This window comes from Sphingomonas sp. NFX23 (assembly GCF_049887795.1).
Taxonomy (GTDB): Bacteria; Pseudomonadota; Alphaproteobacteria; order Sphingomonadales; family Sphingomonadaceae; genus Sphingomonas.
Genome location: NZ_JAGEKH010000005.1, coordinates 370,998 through 397,196, shown reverse-complemented (window position 1 = coordinate 397,196; position 26,199 = coordinate 370,998). Strand labels below are relative to the sequence as shown.

Annotated in this window: 32 protein-coding genes; 11 read left to right on the top strand and 21 right to left on the bottom strand. The window is 63.2% G+C overall.

Annotated elements, in window-relative coordinates; genetic code table 11:
* Positions 1-362: 362 nt before the first annotated feature.
* Positions 363-2,894, top strand: a complete 2,532-nt coding sequence (gyrB, locus tag J4O76_RS15500; protein WP_426282752.1) for a DNA topoisomerase (ATP-hydrolyzing) subunit B — start codon at positions 363-365, stop codon at positions 2,892-2,894.
* A 174-nt stretch (positions 2,895-3,068) separates the two neighbouring features.
* Here the strand turns inward: gyrB and J4O76_RS15495 are convergent, their stop codons facing one another.
* Positions 3,069-3,965, bottom strand: coding sequence for a polysaccharide deacetylase family protein (locus J4O76_RS15495; protein ID WP_426282751.1), 897 nt, complete (start codon positions 3,963-3,965; stop codon positions 3,069-3,071).
* A gap of 196 nt (positions 3,966-4,161) precedes the next feature.
* On the opposite strand from J4O76_RS15495, the gene J4O76_RS15490 reads away from it, so the two are divergent.
* Complete coding sequence (locus J4O76_RS15490) at positions 4,162-4,419, top strand: bacteriorhodopsin (RefSeq protein WP_426282750.1); 258 nt, start codon at positions 4,162-4,164, stop codon at positions 4,417-4,419.
* Complete coding sequence (locus tag J4O76_RS15485) at positions 4,376-4,777, top strand: Brp/Blh family beta-carotene 15,15'-dioxygenase (protein WP_426282923.1); 402 nt, start codon at positions 4,376-4,378, stop codon at positions 4,775-4,777. The genes J4O76_RS15490 and J4O76_RS15485 overlap by 44 nt, the downstream gene beginning before the upstream one ends.
* Here the strand turns inward: J4O76_RS15485 and J4O76_RS15480 are convergent.
* From J4O76_RS15480 to J4O76_RS15465, 4 genes are all read right to left on the bottom strand, one after another.
* Positions 4,753-5,997 (bottom strand): DUF2254 domain-containing protein, encoded by a 1,245-nt coding sequence (locus J4O76_RS15480; RefSeq protein WP_426282749.1) that lies wholly within the window; start codon positions 5,995-5,997, stop codon positions 4,753-4,755. The two genes, J4O76_RS15485 and J4O76_RS15480, sit on opposite strands and share 25 nt — an antisense overlap.
* A gap of 238 nt (positions 5,998-6,235) precedes the next feature.
* Positions 6,236-6,730, bottom strand: coding sequence for a Dps family protein (locus J4O76_RS15475; protein WP_426282748.1), 495 nt, complete (start codon positions 6,728-6,730; stop codon positions 6,236-6,238).
* A gap of 183 nt (positions 6,731-6,913) precedes the next feature.
* Complete coding sequence (locus tag J4O76_RS15470) at positions 6,914-7,660, bottom strand: ferredoxin reductase (protein ID WP_426282747.1); 747 nt, start codon at positions 7,658-7,660, stop codon at positions 6,914-6,916.
* Positions 7,653-8,258: a sulfite oxidase-like oxidoreductase gene (locus tag J4O76_RS15465; protein WP_426282746.1), complete on the bottom strand. Its 606-nt coding sequence runs from the start codon at positions 8,256-8,258 to the stop codon at positions 7,653-7,655. Before J4O76_RS15465 ends, J4O76_RS15470 begins: the two co-directional genes overlap by 8 nt.
* A gap of 480 nt (positions 8,259-8,738) precedes the next feature.
* On the opposite strand from J4O76_RS15465, the gene J4O76_RS15460 reads away from it, so the two are divergent.
* Together J4O76_RS15460 and J4O76_RS15455 are read left to right on the top strand one after the other, a co-directional pair.
* On the top strand, positions 8,739-9,170 hold the full coding sequence (locus J4O76_RS15460; protein ID WP_426282745.1) for a GlcG/HbpS family heme-binding protein: 432 nt from the start codon (positions 8,739-8,741) through the stop codon (positions 9,168-9,170).
* Positions 9,171-9,212: 42 nt separating this feature from the next.
* The gene (locus tag J4O76_RS15455; protein WP_426282744.1) at positions 9,213-9,683 is read left to right on the top strand and encodes a peroxiredoxin family protein; all 471 of its coding nucleotides are present in this window, start codon (positions 9,213-9,215) and stop codon (positions 9,681-9,683) included.
* A gap of 63 nt (positions 9,684-9,746) precedes the next feature.
* Here the strand turns inward: J4O76_RS15455 and J4O76_RS15450 are convergent, their stop codons facing one another.
* The 11 genes from J4O76_RS15450 to J4O76_RS15400 form a co-directional block, all read right to left on the bottom strand.
* Complete coding sequence (locus tag J4O76_RS15450) at positions 9,747-10,037, bottom strand: DUF2218 domain-containing protein (RefSeq protein ID WP_426282743.1); 291 nt, start codon at positions 10,035-10,037, stop codon at positions 9,747-9,749.
* Positions 10,038-10,118: 81 nt separating this feature from the next.
* Positions 10,119-10,520, bottom strand: coding sequence for a RidA family protein (locus J4O76_RS15445; RefSeq protein WP_426282742.1), 402 nt, complete (start codon positions 10,518-10,520; stop codon positions 10,119-10,121).
* Between the two features lie 61 nt (positions 10,521-10,581).
* Positions 10,582-11,031, bottom strand: a complete 450-nt coding sequence (locus J4O76_RS15440; RefSeq protein WP_426282741.1) for a hypothetical protein — start codon at positions 11,029-11,031, stop codon at positions 10,582-10,584.
* Between the two features lie 60 nt (positions 11,032-11,091).
* Positions 11,092-11,664 (bottom strand): hypothetical protein, encoded by a 573-nt coding sequence (locus tag J4O76_RS15435; RefSeq protein WP_426282740.1) that lies wholly within the window; start codon positions 11,662-11,664, stop codon positions 11,092-11,094.
* Positions 11,661-12,629 carry a magnesium and cobalt transport protein CorA gene (locus J4O76_RS15430; protein WP_426282922.1) on the bottom strand — a complete coding sequence of 323 codons (969 nt, stop codon included), beginning with the start codon at positions 12,627-12,629 and terminating at the stop codon, positions 11,661-11,663. Before J4O76_RS15430 ends, J4O76_RS15435 begins: the two co-directional genes overlap by 4 nt.
* Positions 12,626-13,330 (bottom strand): glutathione S-transferase N-terminal domain-containing protein, encoded by a 705-nt coding sequence (locus J4O76_RS15425; RefSeq protein WP_426282739.1) that lies wholly within the window; start codon positions 13,328-13,330, stop codon positions 12,626-12,628. Before J4O76_RS15425 ends, J4O76_RS15430 begins: the two co-directional genes overlap by 4 nt.
* Positions 13,331-13,398: 68 nt before the next feature.
* The gene (msrA, locus tag J4O76_RS15420) at positions 13,399-13,938 is read right to left on the bottom strand and encodes a peptide-methionine (S)-S-oxide reductase MsrA (RefSeq protein ID WP_426282738.1); all 540 of its coding nucleotides are present in this window, start codon (positions 13,936-13,938) and stop codon (positions 13,399-13,401) included.
* A 1-nt stretch (position 13,939) separates the two neighbouring features.
* Complete coding sequence (msrB, locus tag J4O76_RS15415) at positions 13,940-14,383, bottom strand: peptide-methionine (R)-S-oxide reductase MsrB (protein WP_426282737.1); 444 nt, start codon at positions 14,381-14,383, stop codon at positions 13,940-13,942.
* 149 nt (positions 14,384-14,532) lie between these two features.
* A complete protein-coding gene (locus tag J4O76_RS15410) occupies positions 14,533-15,375 on the bottom strand; it encodes a LysR family transcriptional regulator (RefSeq protein WP_426282736.1) in 843 nt (280 codons plus the stop codon).
* A 250-nt stretch (positions 15,376-15,625) separates the two neighbouring features.
* Positions 15,626-16,165 carry a MarR family winged helix-turn-helix transcriptional regulator gene (locus tag J4O76_RS15405; protein WP_426282735.1) on the bottom strand — a complete coding sequence of 180 codons (540 nt, stop codon included), beginning with the start codon at positions 16,163-16,165 and terminating at the stop codon, positions 15,626-15,628.
* Between the two features lie 115 nt (positions 16,166-16,280).
* Positions 16,281-16,868, bottom strand: coding sequence for an alpha-ketoglutarate-dependent dioxygenase AlkB (locus tag J4O76_RS15400; RefSeq protein WP_426282734.1), 588 nt, complete (start codon positions 16,866-16,868; stop codon positions 16,281-16,283).
* Positions 16,869-16,971: 103 nt separating this feature from the next.
* Here J4O76_RS15400 and J4O76_RS15395 point away from each other — a divergent pair, with 103 nt between their 5' ends.
* Entirely contained in the window at positions 16,972-17,619 is a 648-nt protein-coding gene (locus J4O76_RS15395) for a DsbA family oxidoreductase (protein ID WP_426282733.1), read from the top strand.
* A gap of 153 nt (positions 17,620-17,772) precedes the next feature.
* On the opposite strand, the gene J4O76_RS15390 is transcribed toward J4O76_RS15395, so the two are convergent.
* Both J4O76_RS15390 and J4O76_RS15385 read right to left on the bottom strand, forming a co-directional pair.
* Entirely contained in the window at positions 17,773-17,898 is a 126-nt protein-coding gene (locus J4O76_RS15390) for a hypothetical protein (RefSeq protein ID WP_259457500.1), read from the bottom strand.
* A gap of 66 nt (positions 17,899-17,964) precedes the next feature.
* A complete protein-coding gene (locus J4O76_RS15385) occupies positions 17,965-18,393 on the bottom strand; it encodes a DUF1810 domain-containing protein (protein ID WP_426282732.1) in 429 nt (142 codons plus the stop codon).
* A 100-nt stretch (positions 18,394-18,493) separates the two neighbouring features.
* Here J4O76_RS15385 and J4O76_RS15380 point away from each other — a divergent pair, with 100 nt between their 5' ends.
* Together J4O76_RS15380 and J4O76_RS15375 are read left to right on the top strand one after the other, a co-directional pair.
* Positions 18,494-19,006, top strand: coding sequence for a hypothetical protein (locus J4O76_RS15380; protein ID WP_136189144.1), 513 nt, complete (start codon positions 18,494-18,496; stop codon positions 19,004-19,006).
* A 3-nt stretch (positions 19,007-19,009) separates the two neighbouring features.
* Positions 19,010-19,627, top strand: a complete 618-nt coding sequence (locus J4O76_RS15375) for a YbhB/YbcL family Raf kinase inhibitor-like protein (protein ID WP_426282731.1) — start codon at positions 19,010-19,012, stop codon at positions 19,625-19,627.
* A 413-nt stretch (positions 19,628-20,040) separates the two neighbouring features.
* On the opposite strand, the gene J4O76_RS15370 is transcribed toward J4O76_RS15375, so the two are convergent.
* Both J4O76_RS15370 and J4O76_RS15365 read right to left on the bottom strand, forming a co-directional pair.
* Positions 20,041-21,096: a diguanylate cyclase gene (locus J4O76_RS15370; protein ID WP_426282730.1), complete on the bottom strand. Its 1,056-nt coding sequence runs from the start codon at positions 21,094-21,096 to the stop codon at positions 20,041-20,043.
* 94 nt (positions 21,097-21,190) lie between these two features.
* A complete protein-coding gene (locus J4O76_RS15365; RefSeq protein ID WP_056061405.1) occupies positions 21,191-21,730 on the bottom strand; it encodes a peroxiredoxin in 540 nt (179 codons plus the stop codon).
* Positions 21,731-21,820: 90 nt separating this feature from the next.
* Between J4O76_RS15365 and J4O76_RS15360 the strand changes: the two genes are divergently transcribed.
* A complete protein-coding gene (locus J4O76_RS15360; protein ID WP_426282729.1) occupies positions 21,821-22,660 on the top strand; it encodes an inositol monophosphatase family protein in 840 nt (279 codons plus the stop codon).
* 601 nt (positions 22,661-23,261) lie between these two features.
* On the opposite strand, the gene J4O76_RS15355 is transcribed toward J4O76_RS15360, so the two are convergent.
* Positions 23,262-25,397, bottom strand: a complete 2,136-nt coding sequence (locus J4O76_RS15355) for an AsmA family protein (protein WP_426282728.1) — start codon at positions 25,395-25,397, stop codon at positions 23,262-23,264.
* Positions 25,398-25,565: 168 nt separating this feature from the next.
* On the opposite strand from J4O76_RS15355, the gene rpmI reads away from it, so the two are divergent.
* Entirely contained in the window at positions 25,566-25,769 is a 204-nt protein-coding gene (rpmI, locus tag J4O76_RS15350) for a 50S ribosomal protein L35 (RefSeq protein ID WP_031395289.1), read from the top strand.
* Positions 25,770-25,788: 19 nt separating this feature from the next.
* The gene (gene rplT, locus J4O76_RS15345) at positions 25,789-26,154 is read left to right on the top strand and encodes a 50S ribosomal protein L20 (RefSeq protein ID WP_056054375.1); all 366 of its coding nucleotides are present in this window, start codon (positions 25,789-25,791) and stop codon (positions 26,152-26,154) included.
* Positions 26,155-26,199: the final 45 nt, after the last annotated feature.

Below are 26,199 nucleotides of genomic sequence, written 5' to 3'. Positions count from 1 at the left end.
GGCCCAATCGGGGGACATTGCTGACTGAGCGCAGTTCGTTGTTACTGCGACCTTTCCAATTGGACCCCGGCCTTCGCCGGGGCGGTGCTACCTTCGCCGGGGAAGTGCTACCTTCGCCGGGGCGGTGCTACCTTCGCCGGCGCGGTGCTAGGGTGCGCGCGCTGTCCTACACAGCCCACCCCTGTCACCATCCCCGCATAGCGATCCCAACCCCTTCGAAACCAGCCCGCCCAACCCACGAAGTGCACACACGCCGCAAAACGCTCCCAGCGTCTGCACTTCGTGCACTTCCGGCGCGGCACGCTCCGGCCCCAAAGGCCATTTCGCTTCCGTTTCGGCCCCCGAATGCCTATATACTCGGCATGGCATCCAACCCCGAAACCAACAATCCCAACCTCCCGAACATGGGCGACTATGGCGCGGACTCGATCAAGGTCCTGAAGGGCCTCGACGCGGTCCGCAAACGCCCCGGCATGTATATCGGCGACACCGACGACGGTTCCGGCCTCCACCACATGGTGTTCGAGGTCAGCGACAACGCGATCGACGAGGCGCTGGCGGGGCATTGCGACCGGATCGACATCGTCCTCAACGCCGACGGATCGGTCTCCGTCACCGACAACGGTCGCGGCATCCCGACCGGCATTCACACCGAGGAAGGCGTGTCCGCAGCCGAGGTCATCATGACCCAGCTCCACGCCGGTGGTAAGTTCGAGAACACCAACGACGAGAACGCGTACAAGGTCTCGGGCGGACTCCACGGCGTCGGCGTCTCGGTCGTCAACGCGCTCAGCGAATGGCTCGACCTGACGATCTGGCGCAACGGCGAGGAGCATTACATGCGCTTTGCGTTCGGTGACGCGGTCGCGCCGCTCAAGGTCGTCGGCCCCGCGACGGAAGGCCAGAAGGGGACGCGCGTCACCTTCTTCCCATCGCCCGCCACCTTCAAGATCACCGATTTCGACTTCGACAAGCTCGAACATCGTTACCGTGAGTTGGCCTTCCTCAACTCGGGCGTCCGCCTATTCCTCTCCGACGCGCGGCACGAGGAAATGAAAACCGTCGAACTTTATTACGAAGGCGGGATCGCTGCGTTCGTGAAGTACCTCGATCGCGCCAAGGTGCCGTTGATGCCGGAGCCGGTCGCGATCAGCGGCACCCGCGACGACGTCACGATGGACGTCGCGCTGCAGTGGAACGACTCGTATTACGAGAACGTCCTCGCCTTCACCAACAACATCCCGCAGCGCGATGGCGGCACGCACATGGCCGCGTTCCGCGCCGCGCTGACGCGTACCCTCAACAACTACGCCGAGAAATCCGGCATGTTGAAGAAGGAAAAGGTCCAGCTCACCGGCGAGGACATGCGCGAAGGCCTGACCGCGATCGTCTCGGTCAAGCTGCCCGATCCGAAGTTCAGCAGCCAGACCAAGGACAAGCTCGTCTCGTCCGAAGTCCGCCAGCCCTTGGAAAGCCTGATGGCCGACAAGATGGCGGAATGGCTGGAAGAAAACCCCGCACACGGGAAAGCGATCGTCGCGAAGATCATCGACGCTGCCGCCGCGCGCGAGGCTGCCAAGCGCGCCCGCGAACTGACGCGTCGGAAAGGCGTGATGGACATCGCCTCGCTGCCCGGCAAGCTCGCCGACTGCCAGGAGCGCGATCCCGCCAAGTCCGAACTGTTCCTGGTCGAGGGTGACTCGGCAGGCGGCTCGGCGAAGCAGGGCCGCGACCGCCATTTCCAGGCGATCCTCCCGTTGCGCGGCAAGATCCTCAACACCGAGCGCGCGCGCGAGGATCGCATGTTGTCGAGCCGCGAGATCGGCACGCTCATCACCGCGATGGGCACCGGCATCCGCGACGACTTCAACGCGGACAAGCTGCGCTACCACAAGATCGTCATCATGACCGACGCAGACGTCGACGGCGCGCACATCCGCACGCTGTTGCTGACTCTGTTCTATCGTCACATGCCGAAGATCATCGAGGGCGGCTATCTCTACATCGCTCAGCCGCCGCTCTACAAAGCGACCAAGGGCCGGTCCGAGGTGTACCTCAAGGACGACGCGGCGCTCGACGAATATCTCGTCGATGCGGGCGTCAATACGATGGTGCTCGACGGCCCCGGCGGCGGTCGTTCGGGCCGCGATCTGAAGGATCTGGTCGATCACGCGCGCCGGATGCGGACGCTGATGCGCTACGTCCCCAAGCGCTATGACGCCGGTATGATCGAGGCGCTGGCACTCGGCGGCGTGTTCGATCCGGAAGCGTCGGTCGAGGATCGCACCTCGCGTCTGGAGATCGTCACGCGGCGTCTCGAACTCGACGACGGCGATGCCCGCTGGACCGCGGTGCTGACCGAAGACGGCGGCATCCACTTCCAGCGCGCGTGGCGCGGCGTCACCGACCACCACATCATCGAGGCCAGCTTCCTGGTCTCGGCCGAGGCGCGCAAGCTCCATGCGCTGTCGGGCGAGCATGCCGAAAGCTACGCCCACACCTCGAATCTCGTCCCCGCCAGCAAGGCATCGGCGGCCGAAGAGCCCGAGGCTGAAGAGGGTGCGGAACCTGGCGCCGGTGTGATCGGCTCGGTTACCGCCGTCGCCGCACGCGGCTCGACGCAGGTCTCGCGCCCGAGCCACCTACTGGACGCCATCCTGACCGCGGGGCGGAAGGGCCTCGCGATCCAGCGCTACAAGGGTCTCGGTGAGATGAACGCGGAACAGCTGTGGGAAACGACGCTCGATCCGTCGGTCCGCTCGATGCTCCGCGTCACCGCGGTCAACGCCGAGAGCGCGAACGAGATCTTCACCCAGCTGATGGGCGAAGTCGTCGAACCCCGCCGCGAGTTCATCCAGGACAACGCGCTCAACGTCGCCAACCTCGACGTCTGAGCCGCACCTCATTGCAACGTATCCTGCAGTTTTTGCAGGATGCGTTGCAATAAAGGTCCATCGTTTTTCAGTTCGAATCGTGTGTTCGCAGCGGGGCCTAGTCCACCGCCAGATGTGGCTGACGAGGTCCGAGCACTCGACGCGCGTGTCGTCAGCTAGTTCGATACGGGCGGGTCAGACTGCCATGCCATTCGCTTCGACATGGGCGGCGATATCGCCGGCGGTCGTCCACCAGATACGTGGGTCGTCTGCTTCCCGAAGCTCCGTCAGGACGCGGGCGAGTGCCGGAACGCGGTGTGCCTGCCCCATGATGAAGGGGTGAAGCGCGATACCGAGGACGAGCGGCCGTCGATCACATTCGGACAACAGCTGTTCCACGCCTGCGCGTATCATGGCCGCGAACGTCTCTGCCTCCTGGTGGCGCTCGATGATCGCGGGGAGGTCGTTGATCTCCTGGGAGTAAGGAACGGAGAGAAGCCCGCCATGTTTGGTCGACAGTCGGGTGGGCTGGTCATCGTGCGCCCAATCGAGAACGTAGCGATAGCCGTTCTTGGCCAGCAGATCCGGCGTGTTTTGGCTTTCCGAAATCCAAGGCCCCAACCAGCCGGACGGCCGTATGCCGAGTGTCGCCAGTCTCTCGGTAACGTCTGCGATCAAGCTATCCTCGCGCAGGCCGACCATGTTCCCCTGCGCCTTCGCATTGCTGCTGCCGTGAGCCGCAATCTCGTCGCCACGATCACGGCATGCTTCTGCCAGGCCGGGGCAACGCTCGAGCACGTCAGCGTTCAGGAGTGCGGTGGTACGCAGCTGCAATCGATCAAAGAGATCAAAAAGCCGCCATGCCCCAACGCGATTGCCATAGTCGCGCCATGCATAGTTCATCACGTCGGGTTCGGTCTGGGACGGCGCTAACTTTGGCCCCAAACCGCCACCGAAGTCGAAGACCTCATAATTTACGCCGAGATAGATTGCGAGGCGACGTCCGACCGGCCAGTCGTAGTCCGGCCGGTCGGTGATGGGGCGGTAGTCATAGCGGTCATGGTTCGAGTTACTCATGGCGATGCAACGCACAAACTAGCGAATGGCATCGCTACTATCTCACGCTGCGTCGATTTCTGGGAAATGCTCTGCCGCTGGCACGCTATGTCGATTAGTCGGTGACGACGCCGATATTGTTGGCGGGGTTGGTGCTGCTGGCTTTTCATGAGCACGGGAGACGGGTGAAGTTGGCGGGTATCTGACATCGGTCATCGTCCTCGATGTCCTGATGATCGTCACCAGCCTGATATTGTCGCTTGCCGCCCAGCCGATGGCGAAGTGGATCTGGTACGGATGGTCCTGCGTCGCGTTTCTGGGCGTCCTGTATCTGCTCTGGAGTCCATTGCGGTCACAGGCTCTCAGCCGCGGTGCGGCGTTCGGCACGGTTTATGGCAAGAACCTTATTTTCCTGGTCGGGCCGGAAGGTCTGAAGTTGATCACCGATCCGGCATCGGTCTGGGCGTTCCATCGGCGCGGCGCGTCATGATCGACGTCTCCTGATCGGTACGACAGCACTTCTTATTCTGCCCCCGCTCGTTGGGTTTTCGGTCGGGTTCCCGATGCTGCACGCGGTGCCAAAGACGAAAGAGCGTCGTGATCGCCTGCAGTGCGTCACTACCACCGCGTACCTCCGTGCCACCGCGCCAGTCCTCATCGCGGCCATGATGATGGTGGGGATCGTGAGCGGGCTGCTGCTGCGGTGGGACCCCTTGGGCGTTCGCGCGCAATTTGCCGGCATCGCGGCACTGGCGATGCCGCATCTGCTTGTGACGCCGTATTTCGAGCAGGTTGCGCGACAATCGGGGATTATGCCCAAGCCTCAAGCACGCCAGAGCTTTCTATAGGCCGTGTCGAATGTCGTCAGGTCATCCGGATCCGCCATCGTCGTCGCCACCCGCTTTGCGTGGCGGTGCGCCCAGCTTTCGATCGCGGCATGTGAACCAGGCAGGCTCGCGTGCAGCGCCGCCAGCGTTGCTGTCAGCCGCAGCGATACCTCGATCTCCTGAACGCCTTCGCGCAGGATCGGCCCGAACGCATCGGTCAGCATGTCGTCCATCGTCGGTCTGCCGATGTGAACGGGATAGGTTTCGACCTCGTCATCGACGCTTGCTGAGCCCGGCCGGAGCGTCAGGAACACACGAAGCAAGGCGTTGAGGACCTCGATACCCGTACCCGGATCGTTGGTCGCCAGGGCCAGCGCGCGGCTCGCGATCTCGGACAACGCGATCAAGCCCAACCGCGGGTCCTGATCGAACGAGCGATGTCGCTCGATCGTGAAGGTCTTGACCAGGGCGGACCGGACCGCATCGTTCGCCTCCCCCTTGATCTGCAGCAGCGTACGCGCAGGGTGCATCATCGTGCCGGGCAGGACGTCGACATACACTGTCAGATCGTGGCGGTCGGCGATGGTGCCGAGCGCGGCGACGTCGATATGCGTGATGTAGCCGGTCTGCGGCGCACTCAGTGCCACGGCGTCGACGGGGATGGCGACAGGAGCCCGCCCACCGAGATACGGATGCGCGGCGAAATCCAGCATGGCCTCGGTCGCAGCCTCCTCGACGCGGTCGATCACGTCGGCCATCCGTCCGAAGGCCGTGATATGCCCGATCCAGCGCAACAACGTGCCGACCACCAGCAGGATGATCAGCACCGTCGCCGCGAACAGGATGATCCGGCCGTCATGGCCGTAGGCGCTGGTGTTCAGCCCGACGATACCCACCATCGAAAAGACGAAGGCGCCGAGGAACGTCGATAGCGCGTTCTGCGAAGTCGGATCGCTCACCATCAGCTGAGTCGCGCGCGGTGTCGCGAGTTGCGTCGCCGAGGAATAGGCGCTGACCATCGCGGTCAGGGAAAAGGTCGTGACCGCCAGCATGCTGGAGGCCATGATCTGAAGGATCGTACCGACCGATCGCTGCCCGATATCCGCATCGAACGAGTAGGGTAGATACGGCGTGACGAGCCCGGCGACGATCGCCAGCGCAACGCTGAGCAGGCTGATGATGGCCGCGCGGAACCAGATTTGCCGGATGATCCGCTTCAGGATCCACGACCATTGCCTCATGCTGCGTCCCTCAAACGGTCGTTATCCACGATCATTATGACGACAACGGCTTGGCAATCCAGCGGCTACGATCGAACTGGCCGCAGATCATCACGATTGCCGTGGCCAGCGGCACCGCGATCAGTGCTCCGGCGATACCCCAGACCCAGCTCGAGCCTCATCATCCACGACCATGGAGACGATTCGACGCCGGTGAGGATGCCGGTCGCGAGCATGGGGCGGAGCATGGAGCGCGGACCTAGCGACTGACCTCGAAGAGGAACCATGCACGGCGTTCCGCCTCGTCGGTCCAAGTATCGATCAGGCCGGACGTCGCATTGTCTCTGGCGACGTCCGCGACGTCCTTGGCACGGCGAAGCGACTCGACCAGAAGAAGATTGTCGGCACGGAGTTCGCTCAGCATGTCCTGCGGCGTCACGAACTCGGCATCATTGTCCCTTATGGTCTGATGCCGCGCGATATCGCCGATCGACCGGATGGTCGTGTTGCCGGTCTTTCGGGCGCGCTCGGCAATCGCGTCGGTGACAGCGAGAATCTGTGCGGCCTGCTCATCGAGAAGCAGGTGATAGTCTCTGAAATAAGGTCCGGAGACGTGCCAGTGGAAGTTCTTCGTCTTCAGGTAAATTGCATAGCTGTCAGCCAATATAATCTTCAGGGCGTCGGCGACAGTCATGGTCGCACATTCGTCGAGGTCGGACGGTGTCGGATTGGCGGCAACATGGGCGTTCGTCATCGGTCGGTTTCCTCAATCGTGACTCGCGCGGCAGCCGGCACCGGTTTTCCGCAAGTAGCGCTGAAGGAGGATGAGTTGATCGCCGGACGATGTCCAATGACCACAGGCTATAGTTTCGATAACTACCAACAAAGCGGATCCGGCGGCCGACTAAACCAAGTCTGGGCTGCACGTCCACAATCACTAGCCACCGTAGCGCTCGGTCTTGATAATGGAGGGGGGCAGGCCGGCCAGTAGTGCGCCCTCGGTCGCGATGTTGACGAAGCCGTTGGACCCGCAAACGAAGACGTGGCTGGGCTTTCGGTTAAGCCGGGCCACGACATCCTGAACCATCGCGCCGTCGATCCGTCTTCCGAAGTCCGATGGGCGGACCGGGGCTTCTCGAGTGATCGCCAGCGCTAGGACGAAAGCTGCATCGCCAGTTTCGGTGGCATGCAGCTCTTCCGAGAAGAGAACGTCCGCCTCGGTGCGTGCGGACAACAGGAGCGCCGTCGGGACGGTCTGGGACAGTGTGCGGCGATGCCGGATCATCGCCATCAGCGGCACGAGGCCGGAGCCAGCTCCGATCAACAATACCGCGTCCACGGCGGGATCCGGCCACAGGAAATGACCCCCAAGCGGACCACGAAGCTCGATATCGTCGCCGATCGCCGCGACGTCGTGAAAGAACGACGAGACTTCACCGTCCGGCAGTCGCTCGATCGCAAGTTCGAGAATCGGGGACGACGTCGTCGCGGACGCGATCGAGTAGCTGCGCATCGCGCTGTAGCCATCGGGCGCGGTCAGCCGGACATCGACATGCTGCCCTGCAATGTGCGCGAACGGTTTGCTCAATCGCAGGAAGAAGCTCTTGATGCTCGGTGTCTGCTGGACGATGTCCTCGATCACGCATGACTGCCACGGCACGGCTTTCGCGCCACCCTCAGTCATTGGTGTATCGCTGTTCGCGCCATGGATCGCCGTAGATATGGTAGCCGTGACCTTCCCAGAATCCGGGTTCGTCGCGCGTCGTGAACTGCAGTGCGTTCACCCATTTGGCGGACTTCCAGAAGTAGAGGTGCGGGACCAGGAGGCGCGCGGGCCCGCCGTGATCGCGCGGAAGCGGCTTGCCCGCATAGGTGAGGGCGACCATCGCCTTGCCCGACAGAAGGTCCGCCAAGGGCACGTTCGTCGAATATTTATCGTAGCAGTGCGCCAGGACGAAATCGGTGGGCGGATCGAGCCCAGCATCGGCAAGGATGTCTTCGACGAGTACACCCTCCCAGGCGGTATCCAACTTGGACCAGGAGGTGACACAGTGAATGTCCTTGGTCACCTTCGTCTTCGGCAGGGCGTTGAACTCAGTCCAGTTCCAGACCTTGACGGGCTTCGGACCGATCTTGACCGTGAATTTCCAATCGGAAGGCTCCACGTGCGGCGTAGGGCCAGCGGACAGGACGGGAAAATCTTCCACGAGATGCTGACCTGGCGGAACTCGACCGGAGTCATCGCCGCTTGAACCGCGGCCGGAGAATCCTCTGGTGACCATGATGAATCCCTTGGGTTGGCTGATGGAACGGATCGGGCTTGAGTTCAGAAGCTGATGCTACATCCTTGTGGCTGCAACTGTCGAACGAGTTGTTTGACTCGAGAATAAGCAGGACGGCCTGATGGAATGGCCATGATCTTGACCTGCTATGACGCCCGATGATTGCAAATGGGGTTTAGCGCCCACCCAGCCTGACTATCCAATACCCTGTCACTATAGTTTTCATACGTTTCGGTAGTTTTGTCATGTGCACGGCTAGGGGCGGGTCTTACGATCGATCGGTCGGTTCTGAATTATTCGGCCGATACGCATCGAAGTTGATCTGGTAAATGCCAAGTCGTTCTCTATGGAAACTATACGCAGAAGCTATTTGAATTGCGCTAGCCACGCAGCCATAGTCGTAGACTAACGATCGTTGCCGAGAAACTCATTTCCAACCTCACAAATGCTGACGGATCGCGCCTCGGCGAAGGAAATCCCATGAGCAAATCCATCGCCACCGCGTCGATCAACCTCGAAACCGCGGTCGCCCTCATCGACGCGGCGATCGCCGCGGCCCGTGCAATCGGCATCCCGGCTGCCGTCGCCGTCGTCGACGCCACCGGGTATCTGCGCGCATTCGAGCGCACCGACGACGCGCCGTTTCTCACGGTCGACGTTGCCATCGACAAGGCCTGGAGTTCCGCCTCGTTCGGGTTCCCGACGCATGTCTGGAACGAGTATGTGACCAACGATCCGAAGGTGGCGCCGCTGGCCTATCGCCCGCGGATGGTGGCGGTCGGCGGCGGATATCCGATCCTGGAGGACGGGAAGTTGATCGGTGGGATCGGCATCTCCGGGGGTAATTATCAGCAGGATCAGGATGCCTGCGTCGCGGCACTCGAGAAAATCGGATTCGAGCTACCGGCCTGACGACCGCCAAGCCGACGATCCGCATCGTAATTGGAGCAGCAAATGAGCATCGACCAACGCCAAGCCCCCGAGCTGCGGGTGCAGAAATGGATCGACCACGACGGAGGAGCGATCGCGCCGCTTACGCTGTCGGACCTCGGGACCGGCCCAAAGATCCTGTTCGCGTTCCAGCATTGGTGCCCCGGTTGCCATCTCCACGGGTTTCCGACGCTACAAAAATTACATCGCGCGTTGAGCCCCAAGGGCGTGGGGTTTGCGGTGATCCAGACCGTCTTCGAAGGCGCTGACGAGAACACATTCGAGACGTTGCGCATGAACCAGCTCAAATATGACCTTCCCCTCGCTTTCGGTCACGATGAGCCACCGACCGGGCAGGTGCTGCCGACCTTCATGGAAGACTACCGCACGCGAGGAACACCCTGGTTTACGGTAATCGATGAAGGCGGCCGTATCGTCTTCTCGGATTTCCATCTCGACGCGGACACGCTCATCGCAGACTTGGGTCATGCATAGCTTATGCAGCGAGGGCTCAATCCTGACTGCTAGCTTTGGGCGATTCGACCGTCCCGTTTGCGATCAGGAAATCTCATGCCAGACGCAGCGCACGCCGGTATCGTGTTCAGCCACACGATCTACGTGCTTGGCCACGGCCTCCTTTGCGGCATCGAAAGGACCTTGATCCGTGCCCACAAGCCGGAGCGACAAGCTATCACCATCGGCTGTCATGATAAGCTGGCCACCGGGAAGCTCGATCTCCGCGGTCAGCGCATCGTAGCGAACCGGATAGGTGTGCACCCACGCCTTGGCGATCTCGGTCAAATAACGGCTGCTATCGATGGTGGCGATGCGTGCTTCGGCTTCGAACATGAAGTGCTCCCGTAGACTGTGTGCTTCGATAAAAATTGTGAAATTTTTGAGATACGCGTCGCGCCACAGATCAAAGGCGGATCACGCTATGATCGCCGTCACGCGAATTTCGATGCGCATGGTGGGAAGCCCCAGCGCCTCTACCCCCAATTGCGTCCAGATCGGCGCGCGGTCGGGCATGTAGTGGCGGTATAGCCTGGCCATCGTCTCGTTGATGACGGGAGGGAAGCCGCCGACGTGATAGGAATTGACGTGGACGACGTGCCGCCAGGTTGCCCCGGCTGTCGCAAGCGTCCGTTCGACGTTCTCGAACGCCTGCGCGATCTCCTCCTCGATCGACTCCGGAATGACGAGATCGTCGTTCCAGCCGCCTTGTCCGGAAATATCCACGCGGTCGCCGATGCGCATTGCCTGGGAGTAATGCAGCGCCTCGTGCAGGCGGGTCCCGTAGCCGGGGGTGATGAAGAACGACGGTGTCGTCATGAGCTTGCCTTTGATGAAATAAACGGCGTTCGGGACTGGCGCGTTGGTCGGTGGCCAGACCCTATTCCACGTCTTCCACGACGAGGCCGCGGCCGTTGAACTGCACGGTCTCCCCGGCCCGGGCGCCTTCGATCGCTTCGAAGATCGGTGCCATCGTCGAAATCCCCATGACTTCACGTCCCTGACAAGTGAACCTGCTGGTCGATACGGCGATCGCGAAGTAGCGGCCGGACAGCTTGACGACGGCACCTTCCTCGACGGTCGTCTTGGGGCCGAAATCGATCATCCGGAGCTTGTCGATCTTGTCGGCGTAATCGTGCAGCGTGTCGTCGAGCGCTTCGGCCAAGTCGCTGGCGATTTCGGCCTGCGCCAGTTCGTCGTTCTCGACCGGTTCGCTTTGATCGACCTTGGCGGTGAAGACATAGTCGAGGTAGTTTTCCCGGGCACTCTGCAGCGCTGCGGTCTCCAGCGAGAGCATCGTCTCTCGGATATGGGCCTTGTTCCAGTCCATGATGACGTCCTTGCGTTACAGTGCTTCGATGGTTCGGCGGACTTGTGCTCGGCGACGCCGCTACTCGTCGCTGTTGACGTCTTCGCCCTGGTAGGGGACGCGGATCAGCCGGGGATCCCGGATGATGCTCGTGACGAGCCAGACATAGTCCTGCTCGGCGGTGTCGAAGCCGAGGATGCTGAAACCGCCGCCGAACGGGCATGAAGGGAAGTCCGGAAAGCCCTCCCGCAGAACGTAGCGTTCGGGATTGCGGTGGAACTCGTCCTTGAAGACCTTGCGCAGTCCGTGCTTGGTCGGCGCGTCCCGGTCGCGTGCCGCCACCGTTTCCCGATCCGCGACGAGCCGCTCGGACAGGTCGCGGGGACAGATTTCGTGGAACACGTCGAACGCGTCGATTAACAGGCCGCGGTGCCCGGTCGCCGGGTCGGTGATCGCGTAGATATTGGAGGCGTCTTCGCCATCATCGCCGCTTTCGAGCCGCAGCGCCGCGTCGACGCGAATGGTGCAGGCTTCGACGGTCGATCCGAGTTCGAGATCGACGAGGTTGCTGTCCTTGACGCGGTACTCGTGATCGTAGCCCTTGGCGACGAACGCCAGCACCGCTTCGAGGATGTCGGTTAGTTGGGTCGTCATAGCCACTTGGCCTTCTTGAAGCGCATGAACAGCAGCAGGGAGAATACCGCGATCACGCCGAGCACGATGAAGTATCCGTAGGTCGCGTCTAGCTCCGGCATATTCTTGAAATTCATGCCGTAGATTCCGGCGATCGCGGTCGGGACCGCCAGTATCGCCGCCCATGCCGCGAGTTGGCGGGTGATTACGCCCATCCGTTGCGCCTCCAGGAGGCTGCTCGCCTCGAAGACCGTGGACAGGACGTGGAGGAGGCCGTCGACCATCGACTGGACACGGTGCAGATGGTCCGCGACGTCGCTGAAATAGGGCGTCACGTCGGCGCTGATGCAGGGGAAATGGCCGCGGACGAGCTTTCCCACCAGCTCCCCCATGGCGCCGAGCGTGCGCTGGAACCGCGTGAGTTCGGATCTCAGTTCGAAGATGCGGACGACGTCTTCCCGCTCGAGGAAGTCGTCGAGCGACCGTCTCTCCATTGCCAGGACGTCATCCTCGATCATCTCGAAGATCGGCAGATACTGGTCGACGATGCGGTGCAGGATGGCGTGCAGGACATAGTCGACACCCTTTCGGGACAAGGTGGTCGATCCCTCGAGTTGCGCGCGAAGGTTGCCGAGCGCGCCCGCGGTGCCGTGCCGCACGGTGATGAGATGATTGTGACCGGTGAAGATCGCCATCTTGCCGTAGATGATCCGGTCGCCCACCAGCGCCGCGGTCTGCGCGACGATGTAGAGTTCATCATTGTAGACTTCGAGCTTGGGCGGGCACAGCGGGTGCATCGCGTTGTCGATCGCCAACGGATGGAGGTTGTACGTCGCCTGGAGCTTGCTGAGTTCGTCGTCGGTAGGCTCGCCGAGCGCGATCCAGCAGAAGCCCGTGCGATCCTCGCCCAGTTCGATGCTTTCATCGAGCGCTATCGCCCGCACTCGCTTGCCTTCGTGGTAATAATAGGCGGCGATTACGCTCATGCCGGCTTCGCGGGGATGTGCAGTCCGCGCTGCACCGCGGGTCGCGCCAGCGCGCGTGCGAGCCACGCCTGGACGTTCGCATAGTCCTCGAGACCAAGAATATCGCCGGCAGCGTAGAACGCGCCGAGCGCATTCACCCAGCCGATCGTCGCGATGTCCGCGATCGAATAGTCGTCGACGATCCAGTCGCGGCCTTCCAACTGGCGATCCAGGACCCCGAGGAGGCGCTTGGTCTCGTCGACGAAGCGCTGTCGCGGCCGCTTGTCCTCGAAATCCTTGCCGCCAAATCGCAGGAAGAAACCGAGCTGACCGAACATCGGGCCGATCGCCGACATCTGGAAGAAGACCCAGGCAAGCGTCTCGTACCGTCGGGCAGGGTCGGCGGGCATGAACTGGCCCGTCTTTTCGGCGAGGTAGAGAAGGATCGCCCCGGATTCCCATAGCGCCAAGGGCTTCCCGTCGGGCCCCGCCGGATCGATGATCGCCGGGATGCGGCCGTTCGGATTGAGCGCCACGAACGCCGGGTCCTTCGACTCGTTGTTCGAGATGTCGATGAAATGCGGCTCGTACGCCAGGCCGGTTTCCTCCAGCATGATCGAGACCTTGACGCCGTTGGGGGTGGGCGTGGCGTAAAGCTGGATGCGATCGGGATGTGATGCCGGCCAGCGCTGCGTGATCGGGAAGGACGAGAGGTATGTCATGATCTGCGATCCTGGTGCTGCGGTCATGGAGGATTGCGGACCAGACCCGCGCTGAACGGTGGTGGCGTCTATTCCGCGGCGATCCCGGTCGCGGGCTGCGCATCGCCAGCCGTCTGGCGCTTCGGAAGCACCCAGCCGGGACGCACGAAGTGGCAGGTGTAGCCGTTCGGCCGCGTCTCCAGATAATCCTGATGATCCGGCTCGGCTTCCCAGAATGCGCCGACCGGCACGACCTCGGTGACCACCTTGCCATTCCACAGCCCGGAGGCATCGACGTCGGCGATCGTGTCCTCGGCAACGCGCTTCTGCGCGTCGTCGACGAAATAGATGCCCGACCGGTAGGAAAGCCCCATGTCGTTGCCCTGGCGGTTTTTGGTGGTGGGATCGTGGATCTGGAAGAAGAATTCGAGGATGGCCCGGTAGCTCGTCACCGCCGGGTCGAAGACGATCTCGATCCCCTCGGCATGCGTGCCGTGGTTGCGATAGGTGGCGTTCGGAATGTCGCCGCCGGTGTAGCCGACGCGGGTCGAGACGATACCGGGCCGCTTGCGGATCAGATCCTGCATGCCCCAGAAGCATCCGCCCGCGAGAATGGCGCGCTCGTGCATATTAAGCCTCCTCTGCCTGATCGAGATATTCGCCGTAGCCTTCGTTCTCCATCTCATCGCGCGGGATGAAGCGAAGCGACGCCGAGTTGATGCAATAGCGCAGGCCGCCGCGGTCGGCGGGACCGTCCGGGAACACGTGGCCCAGATGGCTGTCGGCGTGCACCGACCTGACCTCGGTCCGGACCGTCCCGTGCGTGGTGTCGCGGACCTCGTTCACGTTTGCGGGCACGATCGGCTTGGTGAAGCTCGGCCAGCCGGAGCCCGACTCGTATTTGTCGGTCGAAGCGAACAACGGCTCGCCCGATACGACGTCGACATAGATGCCGGGCTCCTTGTTGCCGTCATACTCCCCGGTGAAGGGCCGTTCGGTACCCGAGTGCTGCGTGACCCGGCGTTGCTCGGGGGTCAGCCGATCGACTGCGTCCTGCGATCTTTCAAACTTCATGATATCACTCAATACTTTTCAAGAGGAACGAAGGATCTACGTTCAGAAAATAGTATTCGTCATCATGCAGTGTATCGCAGTACCCCCTGGAATTATCCAATACGCCGAACGTATAGTTTCCATACCACCGATACTGTTCATGCCGTGACTCAATTCCACGCGTACCGGGCCGCCATTTGCGCGATCTTGCGTATTTCGACTGGCGCGGTGGAGCCGGAGACCGTCGCGATCACGACTTCACGCTCCAGGACGAACCCGTCGATCGGGCGCGTGACGAGGCCGTGCGCCGTGGCCGATCGTTCCGGAAGGATGCATATCGCGTCGCTGTCGGCGACGACCCGCTGCACCCAGTCTTCGCGGTCGGATCGAAAGCGGGGCTGCACGAGCACGTCCCGTCGCGCGAAGTGATCGCGGATCTCGTCGCGAAACTCGCATTTCAGGCGGTCGACGAACGGGAACCTGACCAGGTCTTCGCTGCGCACGATATCGCCGGCTGCCAGGGGATGGGTCGCGGAACAGCCGAGGACGAAGCGTTCGCGAAATAACGGGTGCACGCTCAACTTGAGGTCGGGCCGCGTTTCACGCGGCAGGATGCAGGCATGGTATTTTCCCGACAGCACCTCCGATGCGTCCTCGTTCGACTGCAGCGAATGCAGCTTGATCTCGACCGACGGAACTTCCGCCAGCGCGCTCTCGAAAAACGCCGAGAACTCCTTTGGTCCGACGGTTGGCGCGACGCCGACGTCCAATACGCGGTGCCGTCCCATCGCCCAGTTCTCGGAATGATCGCGGACGCTCCTGACCGCCGCCGCCATGCGCCTGAATTCCGCTTCGACGTCCTGACCGAGGCCGGTAAGGCGGCTGTTCTTCCCGTCGCGGTGGATCAGTTTCCCGCCGAGCTCCTCCTCAAGACGATGGATCGCACGGGTCAGACTGGGCTGTGACACACTGCTCAACCGTGCTGCCGCCGTGAAATTGAGCGTCTCGGCCAAGTTGATAAAGTAGCGGACCTGATTGAGTTCCATAGCGTCGACCCCTCAGCCTGACTGCTTCTTCGTCCTCGGAGTGCGCCGTCGGTAAGAAGCCGGTATAAGTATGCTTGAGGCATATAGTTGTGGTTCGAGGCCATCGCTATATGCACGGCGCATATATATTATTGGCGTAGTGACATGCGCGGGTTCCTCGCTATTTTTCGATAGCTGGCATCAAGCGGGCATGATCGCGAACTTCCTGCGCTTCGTCCTACGCCTCGCGGTCTACGCCTCGCTCGAGCAATTCGGCATCGATAGGGCAGTTCGTGCACCCTTCGTGGCAACACAGGCGACAGATGCGGTAGGAGTGATCGAGGTTTTCGAGGCGGTCGCGCAGGACGCGTTCGGCGATGTCGGACAGGATCTTCAGATCGTCCGGCGTGAGGATCGTCAGCCCTTCGGCAATGACCTGATCGCGGGAGGCCAAGACCTTGTCGCTGGAGATCTTGCCAGCGGGCGTAAGGTAGAGCGAACGCGTACGGCCGTCCGTCGAATGCTCCCGACGCTCGATCAACGCCTCGTTCGCCAGCCGATCGACCAGGCGAACGGCCCCTGCATGTGAAAGGCCGACTCCGATTGCCAGCATGCGGATCGAGAGCCCGGGCTGGTGCGCGAGCAACGCGAGCGCCGACGCCGCAGGGCCAGCTTCCGGCGCTTGCGAAGACGTCGCACGCACGATGTCGTCGCTGATCATGAGCGCGAATGCGCCGAAGACATTGCGATCTCGAGGACTATCCATCGCGAGATTCATATGTGCGCGAAGCATATAGGGCAAGTGATACCCCGATCGGACGGTGTTCGATAAAACGGAGCGATGCCGCCAGCCTCGTACGCCGTGAACTTCACCGCGCCGAACCGCAGAAACGTCAGCGCCGATCCTGCTGTGCGCGGTCGGTAAAGCTGCGGAAGGTGATCGACCAGCGCGTCACTTCCATCTCCGCGATGCTGTGCTCCCAATCATGCCGCGCCTCCCCGCTGAGATGGTACACCGACCGCGGCGCCAGCGGGACGGCGGCGCGGTCGAAGCCGCCTGCTTTGCGCCGCCGGAACCGCATCGCCGCCGGCACACCGAGCGAAATTCCGACGACATGCTCGAACACCGGCCGGTCGCGGTGCCAGCCTATACCGGCACCCGGATCGTACCGGATCAGCAACGCCTGGACGAGCGCCTCCTCGGGCAGTCTCGCAAACGCGGCGGCGCGCTGACGTATCGGCAGCAGCCAGTCGGGCAACGGATCGGTCTCGCCGAACCGGCTCGTGTCGAAATCATAATGCCAGCCGAACGACCGGGTCAGCCGCTTGCCCAGCCAACCCTGGAACTGGAACGGCGCCAGGTCCTGTTCGTCGATCCGGGCGATCAGCGCCTCCTCCTCGTCCTGGCTGAGCAGCGCGTCGCGATATTCGAGCCCTGGCAGGACGGGGGTGCCGAAAAGGTCTGCGGTCGGATTGGCCATCGAGCGGATGTAACGAGGCGGGCGGCCATGACCAGCCGAAAGCCCCGCGGTTGCTCATCCGACCGCCGCCATCTACCGCGGAGCGCACTAGCCGGAGACTGACATGACCGCCCATCTCAAGATCGATTTCGTATCGGACATCGCCTGTCCTTGGTGCATCATCGGCCTGCGCGCGCTGGAAGAGGCACTGGCCCGCGCGGCGGATGCGCTCGACGCGGAGATCGTCTTCCAGCCGTTCGAACTCAATCCGGCGATGCCCGCTGGCGGCCAGAATATCGGCGAGCATATCGCGGAGAAATACGGATCGACCCGCGAGCAGTCGGCGGCGAACCGCGCGATGATCGTCGATCGCGCGCGCGACTTCGGTTTCACGATGGCGATGACCGAGACGAGCCGGATCTACAACACGTTCGACGCGCACCGGCTGTTGCACTGGGCGCAGATCGAAGGGGGACAGGCGGCGCTGAAGCACGCGCTCTTCACCGCCAATTTCACTGATAATGTCGATCCCGGCGATCACCGCGTGCTGGTCGATGCCGCGACAAAGGCCGGCCTTGATCCGGTCGCAGCCGAAGAAGTGCTGCGGTCGGGACGCTACGCGGACGACGTTCGTGCGGCGGAGGAACTGTGGCGTGCTCGCGGGATCAATGCAGTGCCGGCGATCGTGATCAACGACCGGCATCTTATTTCGGGCGGCCAGCCCGTCGAGGTCTTCGAACAGGCGCTACGCCAGATCGCCGCGGCCGGCTGACCCGGATCCGGTGGTCGGGCAGCAGGTTTGTGCTGCCGGACGCATGCTTGTCTCGGCCAGACGGCATTGCGCCCGATCGACCGGAACAACGGAGGGCGCCCCGTTATCGCCCGGTCGAAGATCTTGCCGGCGCGATACCCGCCCCGGCGCGCCTCAGTTCAGCGTCGTCATCTCGACGGGCTTGCCCTTGGTGGTTGGGTTGGACGCGTTCGCCTTAGGCGCTTTTTCGGCCTTGGGCTTGCGGACTTCCTTGCTGGATTTCTTCTGGCTCTTCGCCATCACGGCACCTCATGGGGCGGAAGGCCCCGCGGTCACACTACACGCGTTGCCGCCAATACTCCTATCTTATCGGTTCGGCGTCCGGCGCAGCAGTTCCAGGGTCACACGATCGTCTTCGCCGCCGAAGAACCGGTCGAGCGCCGCGCGGAACGGTGCCGGTTCGTCGGCAACCGCGGCGAACAGCGTCATCGACGACCGCAACTTCACCGCGTCGATCCCGCCCAGGATCGCTTCGGCAGATCCGGGCGCTGCCGTCACCGTCTGCGTGACCTCGATCAGTCGCGGCCCGAGTACCGGATGCGCGAGATACGCCCGAGCCTCGTCCGCCCCGGCAATCGCGTAGGTTCGCGCCATGGCGCTTTGGCCCAGTCCGGCGATTTGCGGGAAGATGAACCACATCCAGTGGGTGCGCTTGGCCCCGCGCTGCAACTCCGCCAGCGCCTGCGGATAGACGCCGTCCTGCGCCGCGACGAAACGATCGAGATCATGCTCCATGGACCCGAGATGGTCGCATCGCCCCCCCTCCGCAACCACGATGCCGGTCGATGCGTTGCAAAGGGGGTTGAGGAGATCAGGTGATGACGACGGTGCGATCATGAGGACGGCAATCGCGGTCGCGTTGCTCGCGGCGCCGCTTCTCGTCGGCGGATGCGGTCGCAACGACGATCCCACCAAGACCGCCGCGCCCAGCGGCTTCACCCCGCCCGAAACGCGCGCGCCCGCCCCGATAGCAGGCCAGGCGCAGACAACGCCGATCACCGCCTATGTCGGTAAATACCCGCACGATGCGGTCGACGGCGTGGATTTCTTCGATCGCACTGATGTCGCGACCGGCCTCGTCAACGCGGTCGGCGATGCAAAGCTGCGCGAGATGATCCGCGGCCGATCGGGGCCTGCAACGCCCGTTTTCAAGATGGGCGACCGCGTCGCCTCCTGGGGCTGCGAGGAGCATAATTGCGGCGACCACAACTGGACGGTGATCGTCGACCCAAAGCGCGGCAAGACACAGGTCTGCTACCATGACGCAGCCAAGATGGGTCCGCAGAGCGACTGGTATGACGGCGCAGCCCCCGCCCGTCGTGCCGAAACCTGCCCGTCGGAAGGATAAGCCATGCTCGAACACATCCCCGCCTGGCTTGGCCACGCGATGAGCGGCTTGCGTGCCGGGATCGACAAGCTTGCGATCGTCCAGCTCGGCGAGAACTTCGAGACGTTGACCCTGACCAGTCCGGCGTTCGCGCACGAAGCACGGATGCCGCCTCGCTTCACTGCGGACGGGGAGGGTGTGTCGCCACCGCTCGTGTGGAGCGAGCCGCCGGTCGGGACCGAGCGCATGGTATTGATCGTCGAGGATGCCGATGCTCCGGCGCCGCAACCCCTGGTGCACGCAATCATCTGGGGACTCGAAGCGGATGCGGGCCAGCTAGCTGAAGGCGCGATCGTTGCGGACGGTGAAGGTGACGCGAAAGGTCGCGATGTCGGTCGTAATTCCTATCTACGCGAAGGCTGGTTGCCGCCCGATCCGCCCAGCGGACACGGCGAGCATCGCTATGCGTTCCAGGTCTTCGCGATCGGCGCAGGCGCAGGGGATGTCGGCGCGACACCTGGGCGCTCTGCGGTGATCGAGGCCATTACCGGGCATGTGCTGGCGGCAGGGCTGTTGATCGGGACCTATTCGCGTGAAGAAGAGGCCCCCGTAGGGCCGGTGGGACTGACTTCGACCGCCTGACCGTGACGTTCGGCAGGCGTCTCGTCGGTCAGGCGAGCGCGCCGCCGGCCTGTGTCGCAATCAGCAGGATGGTGGTGGAAAAGGCGATAAGGCCGATGAGAATGCCGCGGTTCATGATGAGCGTCCTGATCAGGCGATGGGGATGATCGGGACGGCAGTGCCGACTGCGATGGCTGCGAAGAACAATGCGCCGACGAGCGAGAAGGCGATGCGCTGAGCGGTTTCGAAACGGATCGACATGAAATAGTCCTTCGATGGTCGGGCGCCGGACCATCCGGCTGCCGATATCGAATGAATTGCATGGCGCGTGCCAGTTTCTTAAATTGTTGATTTTTCGCGATTTCTTGTTTGGGCGAAGCTTGAATTGGCGGAACGCACCATGTCTTCGTCGGAAATTGCGCCAACTCTAGGGATTAACCCGCGCAGACCCGATCGCGACCGTCCTTCTTCGCGGTGTAGAGCAACTGGTCGGCGCGCTGGAACGCGGTTTCGGCGGCTTCGTCGGCATGGATCGCGGTCACGCCCGCCGAGACGGTGATGACGCCAAGCGCAGTGTCTGTCTCACGGTTGCGGAAGCGCTTGCCAGCGACCGTCGAGCGTACGGCATCGAGCATGTCGGCAGCTTCGGCCAAGGCGATCCCGCCGATCAACACCGCGAACTCCTCGCCTCCGTGGCGGACGACGAGGTGCGGGGCGCATTCGGCCGTCATCGCCTGGCCGATCGCGGTGAGCACCCGGTCGCCGACCCCGTGGCCGTGCAGGTCGTTGATCCGCTTGAACCTGTCGATGTCGCACAAGGCCAGGCAATAGGGCCCCGCGTTCCGGTCGCGCGTCGCGAATGCTTCCTCGAACGCGCGGCGGTTGGGCAGGCCGGTCAGCACGTCGCGGCGCGCCGTATCGCGCGCTTCGATCAGCTTCGACCGCAGCGAATCCGTCTCTGCGGTCGCCGCCGCCAGCCGCACCTCGCTGTCGTGGATCCGAGCGATCATCGCACTGGTGATTTCGGCGATCTCGTCGATCTCCGCCAATTGCGTGATCGATGCCGCGCTCCTGGCCAATTCGCGGCCAAAGCCATGCGTCTCGGCCTGCATCGTCCGCACGATCTGCACGAAGCCATCGACCTGCTGCTGCGTCTCGATCACGAGGGCAATCGCGGTATCGGGTGTCTGATCGGGGTTGGTGTCTGCAGCGCCGTTGGTCCGCCGCGATCGGCCCGACGGGGGCTCGTCGACGACCGTTCCCCCGAGTCGCTCGATATCCGATCGGGTGAGACGAACGCCGTCCTGCGTCAGCGCAGCAACCTGCGCGGCCAAATCGCTCCCAGGTGCCGACATCACGGCATAGGCAAACGCGTAATGCGCGGGATCGGGGCTCAGCTTCTGTTCGTCGAGGAACGCGCCGATCCGCTCAAACAGCGTCGTGTCAGGTCTTGCGCCCCGTATCGATCCGGCCACTCGTACGTCGCGCATGTCATCCCCCGCGTCCCCGCCAAAGCGATAGACCCGAAAGCGTTATCATAATGTCACCGGACCGGCAGGTATTTGCCGGTCCGGTTTCGATCGATTACTTGCCCGTCAGCTTCTGGACCGCAGCAAGCGTCGTCGAGACATGCGCCTCGGGGTTCATCTCGTCATGCACGAACGCGATGCGGCCGTCCTTGGCGATGACGTAGCTGGTGCGCTTGGTGATGTCGCGCCCTGCCATCTGCTTGCCGAGCGCGACGTCGTAGCCCTTGACCACGTTCGGCCCGGCGCTGGCGACCGCGAACTTGCCCGCGCACTTCTCGGCGGAGAACTTGCTGAGTGTCTCGACATTGTCGGCCGACATGCCGATCACAGTCGCGCCCGCCTTTGTGAACGCCGGGATTGCTTCCGCAAAAGCATGTGCCTCGGCGTTGCAGCCGCCGGTGTATGCCGCCGGGAAAAAGTAGAGCACGACCGGGCCCTTCTTCAGTTGTTCGGCGAGGTGGACGGTGAACACCTTGCCAGCGATCGCGCCGCGCGTGGTGAAGTCCGGAGCCTTGGCGCCGGGCGCGAGGGCCGCCAGCGCAGGCGCCGCGACGAGGAGGGCAGCGGCAGTGGCAAGTGTCGAGACGAGGCGCATGGATGATACTCCGGTTGGATTGCAATGACCTACGCTGGCACGAACGATCCGTCCATTGCCCGTGACGTCCGCGCTCGATAGGCTGGAAATATGCCAGTAACCCAAGCCGATATCGATCTCGCGCACCGCCTCGCGGATGCTGCGGGCCACGTCATCCGACCCTATTTCCGCCATGAGCACGGCGTCGAGATCAAGGACGACCAGTCCCCCGTCACCCGCGCCGACCGCGAGGCCGAATCGGCGATGCGCCGGCTGCTCGACGCCGAGCGCTCGGGCGATGGCATCGTCGGCGAGGAGTATGGCGAGAAGACGGGCGTCACCAACCGTAAATGGGTGCTCGACCCGATCGACGGCACGCGCAGCTTCACCGTGGGGCGCGCGATCTTCGGGACGTTGATCGCGCTTGTCGAGGATGGCTGGCCCGTACTCGGGATCATCGACCAGCCGATCCAGCGCGAACGCTGGGTCGGTGTCGCGGGGCGTCCGACGACTTTGAACGGCGTACCGGTCCGTACCCGCACCTGCCGCGAACTGGCAGGCTCGACGATCGCCACCACTAGCCCGCATCTGTTCGACGAAATCGACGTGCCGCATTACTTGGCACTCGTGGCCGCGATCTCGGGCGGCAACCCGCGGCAGGGACCCGTCTATGGCGGCGACTGCTACAATTATGGTCTGCTCGCTAGCGGGCATCTCGACGTGATCTGTGAGTCAGGCCTGAAGCTTTACGACTTTGCGGCCTTGGTGCCGGTAGTTGAAGGCGCTGGCGGCCGGATGTGCGACTGGAACGGCGACCCGCTGACCGCAGACAGCGAAGGTCACGTGCTCGCGATCGGCGACCCTGCGAGAATGGACGACGTGCTCGAGGCAATGCACCGGTTGCAGGATGCACACGATCACGATGCGCATGACGGCCACGACCACGGATAAGGATTCCCCTCCCACCTGCGGGAGGGGCTAGGGGAGGGCACGACGTACGTACCGGCGTCCGGCACGCGATCAGTCCTTCTCGCAAGTGGGAAGGGATCAAAAAGGCGTCATCGCAAACCGCAACGCCCCCACATCAACACCCCCATCCGTCATCCCGGCGGACGCCGGGACCCACGGACACGGAGCGCTAGCCCTCTGAGCGGACCCAACCATGGGCCCCGGCGTCCGCCGGGGTGACGGGGTTGGTGTGGTGAGGAGTAAGTGCTGAGCGACGGCTGCGTCGTAGCCAAGCCGCTATCCAGCTCCAGCAGCGTATGTATTTCACACCTACGTGCGACACCGGCCACAGGCTGCAACCGGCCACAGGCTGCAACCGGCCACAGGCAGCAACGGGCACCGGCAACAACCTACCACGGGCAACATCCGACCCGCATGTCCACCACCGAGCTCCGCTCACACCCCCATCCGTCATCCCGGCGGACGCCGGGACCCACGGACACACAACGCTAGCCCTTTAAAAGCGCCCAGCCATCGAGCCGGCGCTCGCGTGACGCTAGAAAAAGCGAGCTAGGGAAGGGGGGCGTACCATCTCCCCGCGCCCTCAGAAGATCCCCAAAAACTTCTTCCGCTGTCCCTTCTTCTCCGCAGCATTCGTCTTCCCGTCCTCAGCCTTGGCGGTCGTCCCATGCCCTACGTCATCACGCGGCTGGCCCTTGGTCGTCCGCTGCGCCGCCGCCGTAGCCCCGGAGAGGACAGGCCCGCACGCGGTAGACTTCGCATCGCCGACATCGACGAACGCGAGAATTCCCGCGACCGGCGTCGCCACCAGCGCCAGCCCGAGCCCGCTGCCGACCCGCGCAAGCAGGTCCTTCGAGATCACGTTGAGCTTCGGCGCCGCGAACAAACCGCCGACCCCGACCGGCGACTGCCCCGCAAACAGACTGAACTTCTTCGAATCCGCACGGAAGGCCAAGTCGACCGCTTCGTTGCGGAAGCTGAAACCGCCGCGGCCGACGATCACGTTCTTGCGCGTATCGATCAGGATCGGGTCCGCCGCCGCAACGCCGCCGCGCACGGTAAAGCCGATCAGCCCGCAATTGATCTGTACGGGCTCGTCCAGCTTCCCCTGGAACATCCGCTGGGCGAACGTGCCGATGTCGAGTTCTGCAAGCTGCACGTTGCGCACCGAAAGCGCGCCAGACGGCAGCACGAACGCGATCCGTCCGCGCGACGACGCCAGCGAATCATGGATCGAGTCGCCGCGTCCGTCGAGCTTGATGCGACCCTTTACGGTCCCGGTCGTCCCGGCCTCGGTCAGGCCATAGCCCTTGAGAAGCCGCCCCAGTGGTGTCGGCGCAAGCCGGATGTCGTACGACACCGCGCTCGGCCGTGCGCGCGTATCGAAGATGACGTCCGAGGCCACGTTGCCGCGCGCCATCGAGAAGGTCAGCGGCGACAGCGCCAACCGCCCCCGCTCTAGGTCGAGCGTTAGGTCGATGTTCGAGATCGGCAGGTTGCGCGACTTCACCGTGCCGATCGTCCATTTCAGGTCGGCATCGAAGATCTGCATCGTCGCGACCGGCAGGTTACCGTCGGGCAACAGGCGTTGCGGTGCGGCGCCCGTCGCGGCGGCGGCGGCCACCGCGCCCTTCGTTTCGACGATGTCGGGATTGAAACCGATGAACGGTGCCGCATCGATGATGTCGAGGCTCTTGGTCGTGAGCACCGAATCGAGATGGATGCGCGCGCCGTTGGTAATCGTCAGCTTGCCCGCGAGATCGGTCCGGCCCGCAAAGCCGCGCAGGTGCGTGAAGGCGTATTCGTCGCCCTGCTTGATGAGCTGCGCGCGCAGTTTGTAGGTCCGCGTATTCGGGATCGCGACGTCGATCACCCCCAGCAGCGTCGACAGGTTCGCGCCGCGCGCGGTGACGGCGAGCGGCACGTTCTCGACATCGGCAATGCTCGGCAGCGTGCCCGCGACGTCGATGATGTTCCCCGCCGCCCGCGCCCGCGCAACCAGCTTGTTCTGCCCGCGATTGGCGGTCGCGTCCGGCGACAGCAACTGCGCGGTCACGGTGAACGGCGTCTCGCGCAACCGCCCCTTGCCCGTCAACCCGACCGCACGGCCGATCGTCGCATCGACCGAGCGGATGTCTGCAACCTTGAGGTCCGCCAGCACGCGCATCCGCGGATCGAGATAGCGCACCGTCGTGCCCGTCACGGTCGCCACGTCGATCCGCGGAAACTCCAGCGGCTTGCCGCCCTTCTTGTTCGAGAACGTCCAGGTGTTGGCCGAATGTGCCGCGTTCCACTCGAGATCGACCGCGCCGTTGACGAGGTCGAGCCAGTACAGCCGCCGCTTCCCGAAAATCAGCGACAGCGGCGCGATCCGCGTGTCCAGCTTGTCCGCCTGGAACAGGTTCGGCCTGCTCGCCCAGTCGGGGTTCGAGAGCGTGAAGTTCTCCGCGTACAGCTTGATACGGAACGGCGCGAAGTACAGCTGGAAATCGCCGCGCACGGTGAGCGTCCGGTGCGTGAGCGAGCCGACGACGCGCTCGAACGGATGCTTCAGGAAGCGCCCCTTGGTGATGTACAGCACGAGCCAGATCGCGACGATGACCGCGACGATCCCGAGCAGGATGTTGCGCAGTATCCGCCGCTTGCGACGTTTTTGCGAGTCGACGGGTTCGGGTGCCGGGGAGGGGGCGTCGATCGGCTGCGTCGGGCTGTCGTCCATGCAAGCCCTATCGCATGGCTGCGGCGGCAGTTCCACAGCGGTTGATATTCCCGATCAATGCAGCTATCGGCCCCGCTTCCTCGAAGGGAACGCGTTCGACGAATCGCCCGGCCAGTGTGGGCTGCCGCGGCGATTTCAGCGTCCTCCTTCGTAACCGAAAGGATAAAAATGCCCAAGCTGAAGACCAAGAGCGGCGTCAAGAAACGCTTCAAGCTCACCGCCACCGGCCTGCTCAAGCACGGCGTCGCCGGCAAGCGTCACCGTCTGGCGCATCATAACGGCAAGTACATCCGTCAGAACCGCGGCACCAAGCTGCTGTCGAAGGCCGATACCGCAGCAGTGAAGGCCTGGGCGCCTTACGGCCTGCGTTGAGCTGAGAAGGAATTAGACAATGGCACGCGTAAAACGGGGTGTTACCACCCGCGCCAAGCACAAGCGTATTTTGGTTCAGGCGAAGGGCTATTATGGCCGTCGCAAGAACACCATCCGCATCGCCCGTCAGGCCGTCGAGAAGGCCGGACAGTACGCTTACCGCGACCGCAAGGTTAAGAAGCGCACGTTCCGTGGCCTCTGGATCCAGCGCATCAACGCCGGCGTCCGCGCCGAGGGTCTGACGTATTCGCAGTTCATGCACGGCGTGAAGCTTGCAGGGATCGAACTCGACCGTAAGGTCCTGGCCGACATCGCCATGCACGAGGGCGCTGCATTCAGCGCGATCGTCGCCCAGGTGAAGGCGGCTCTGCCACAAGCCGCGTAATTCGCGACTGAGGTTGAGTTTCGGGAGGGCGTCGGTGGGAGACCA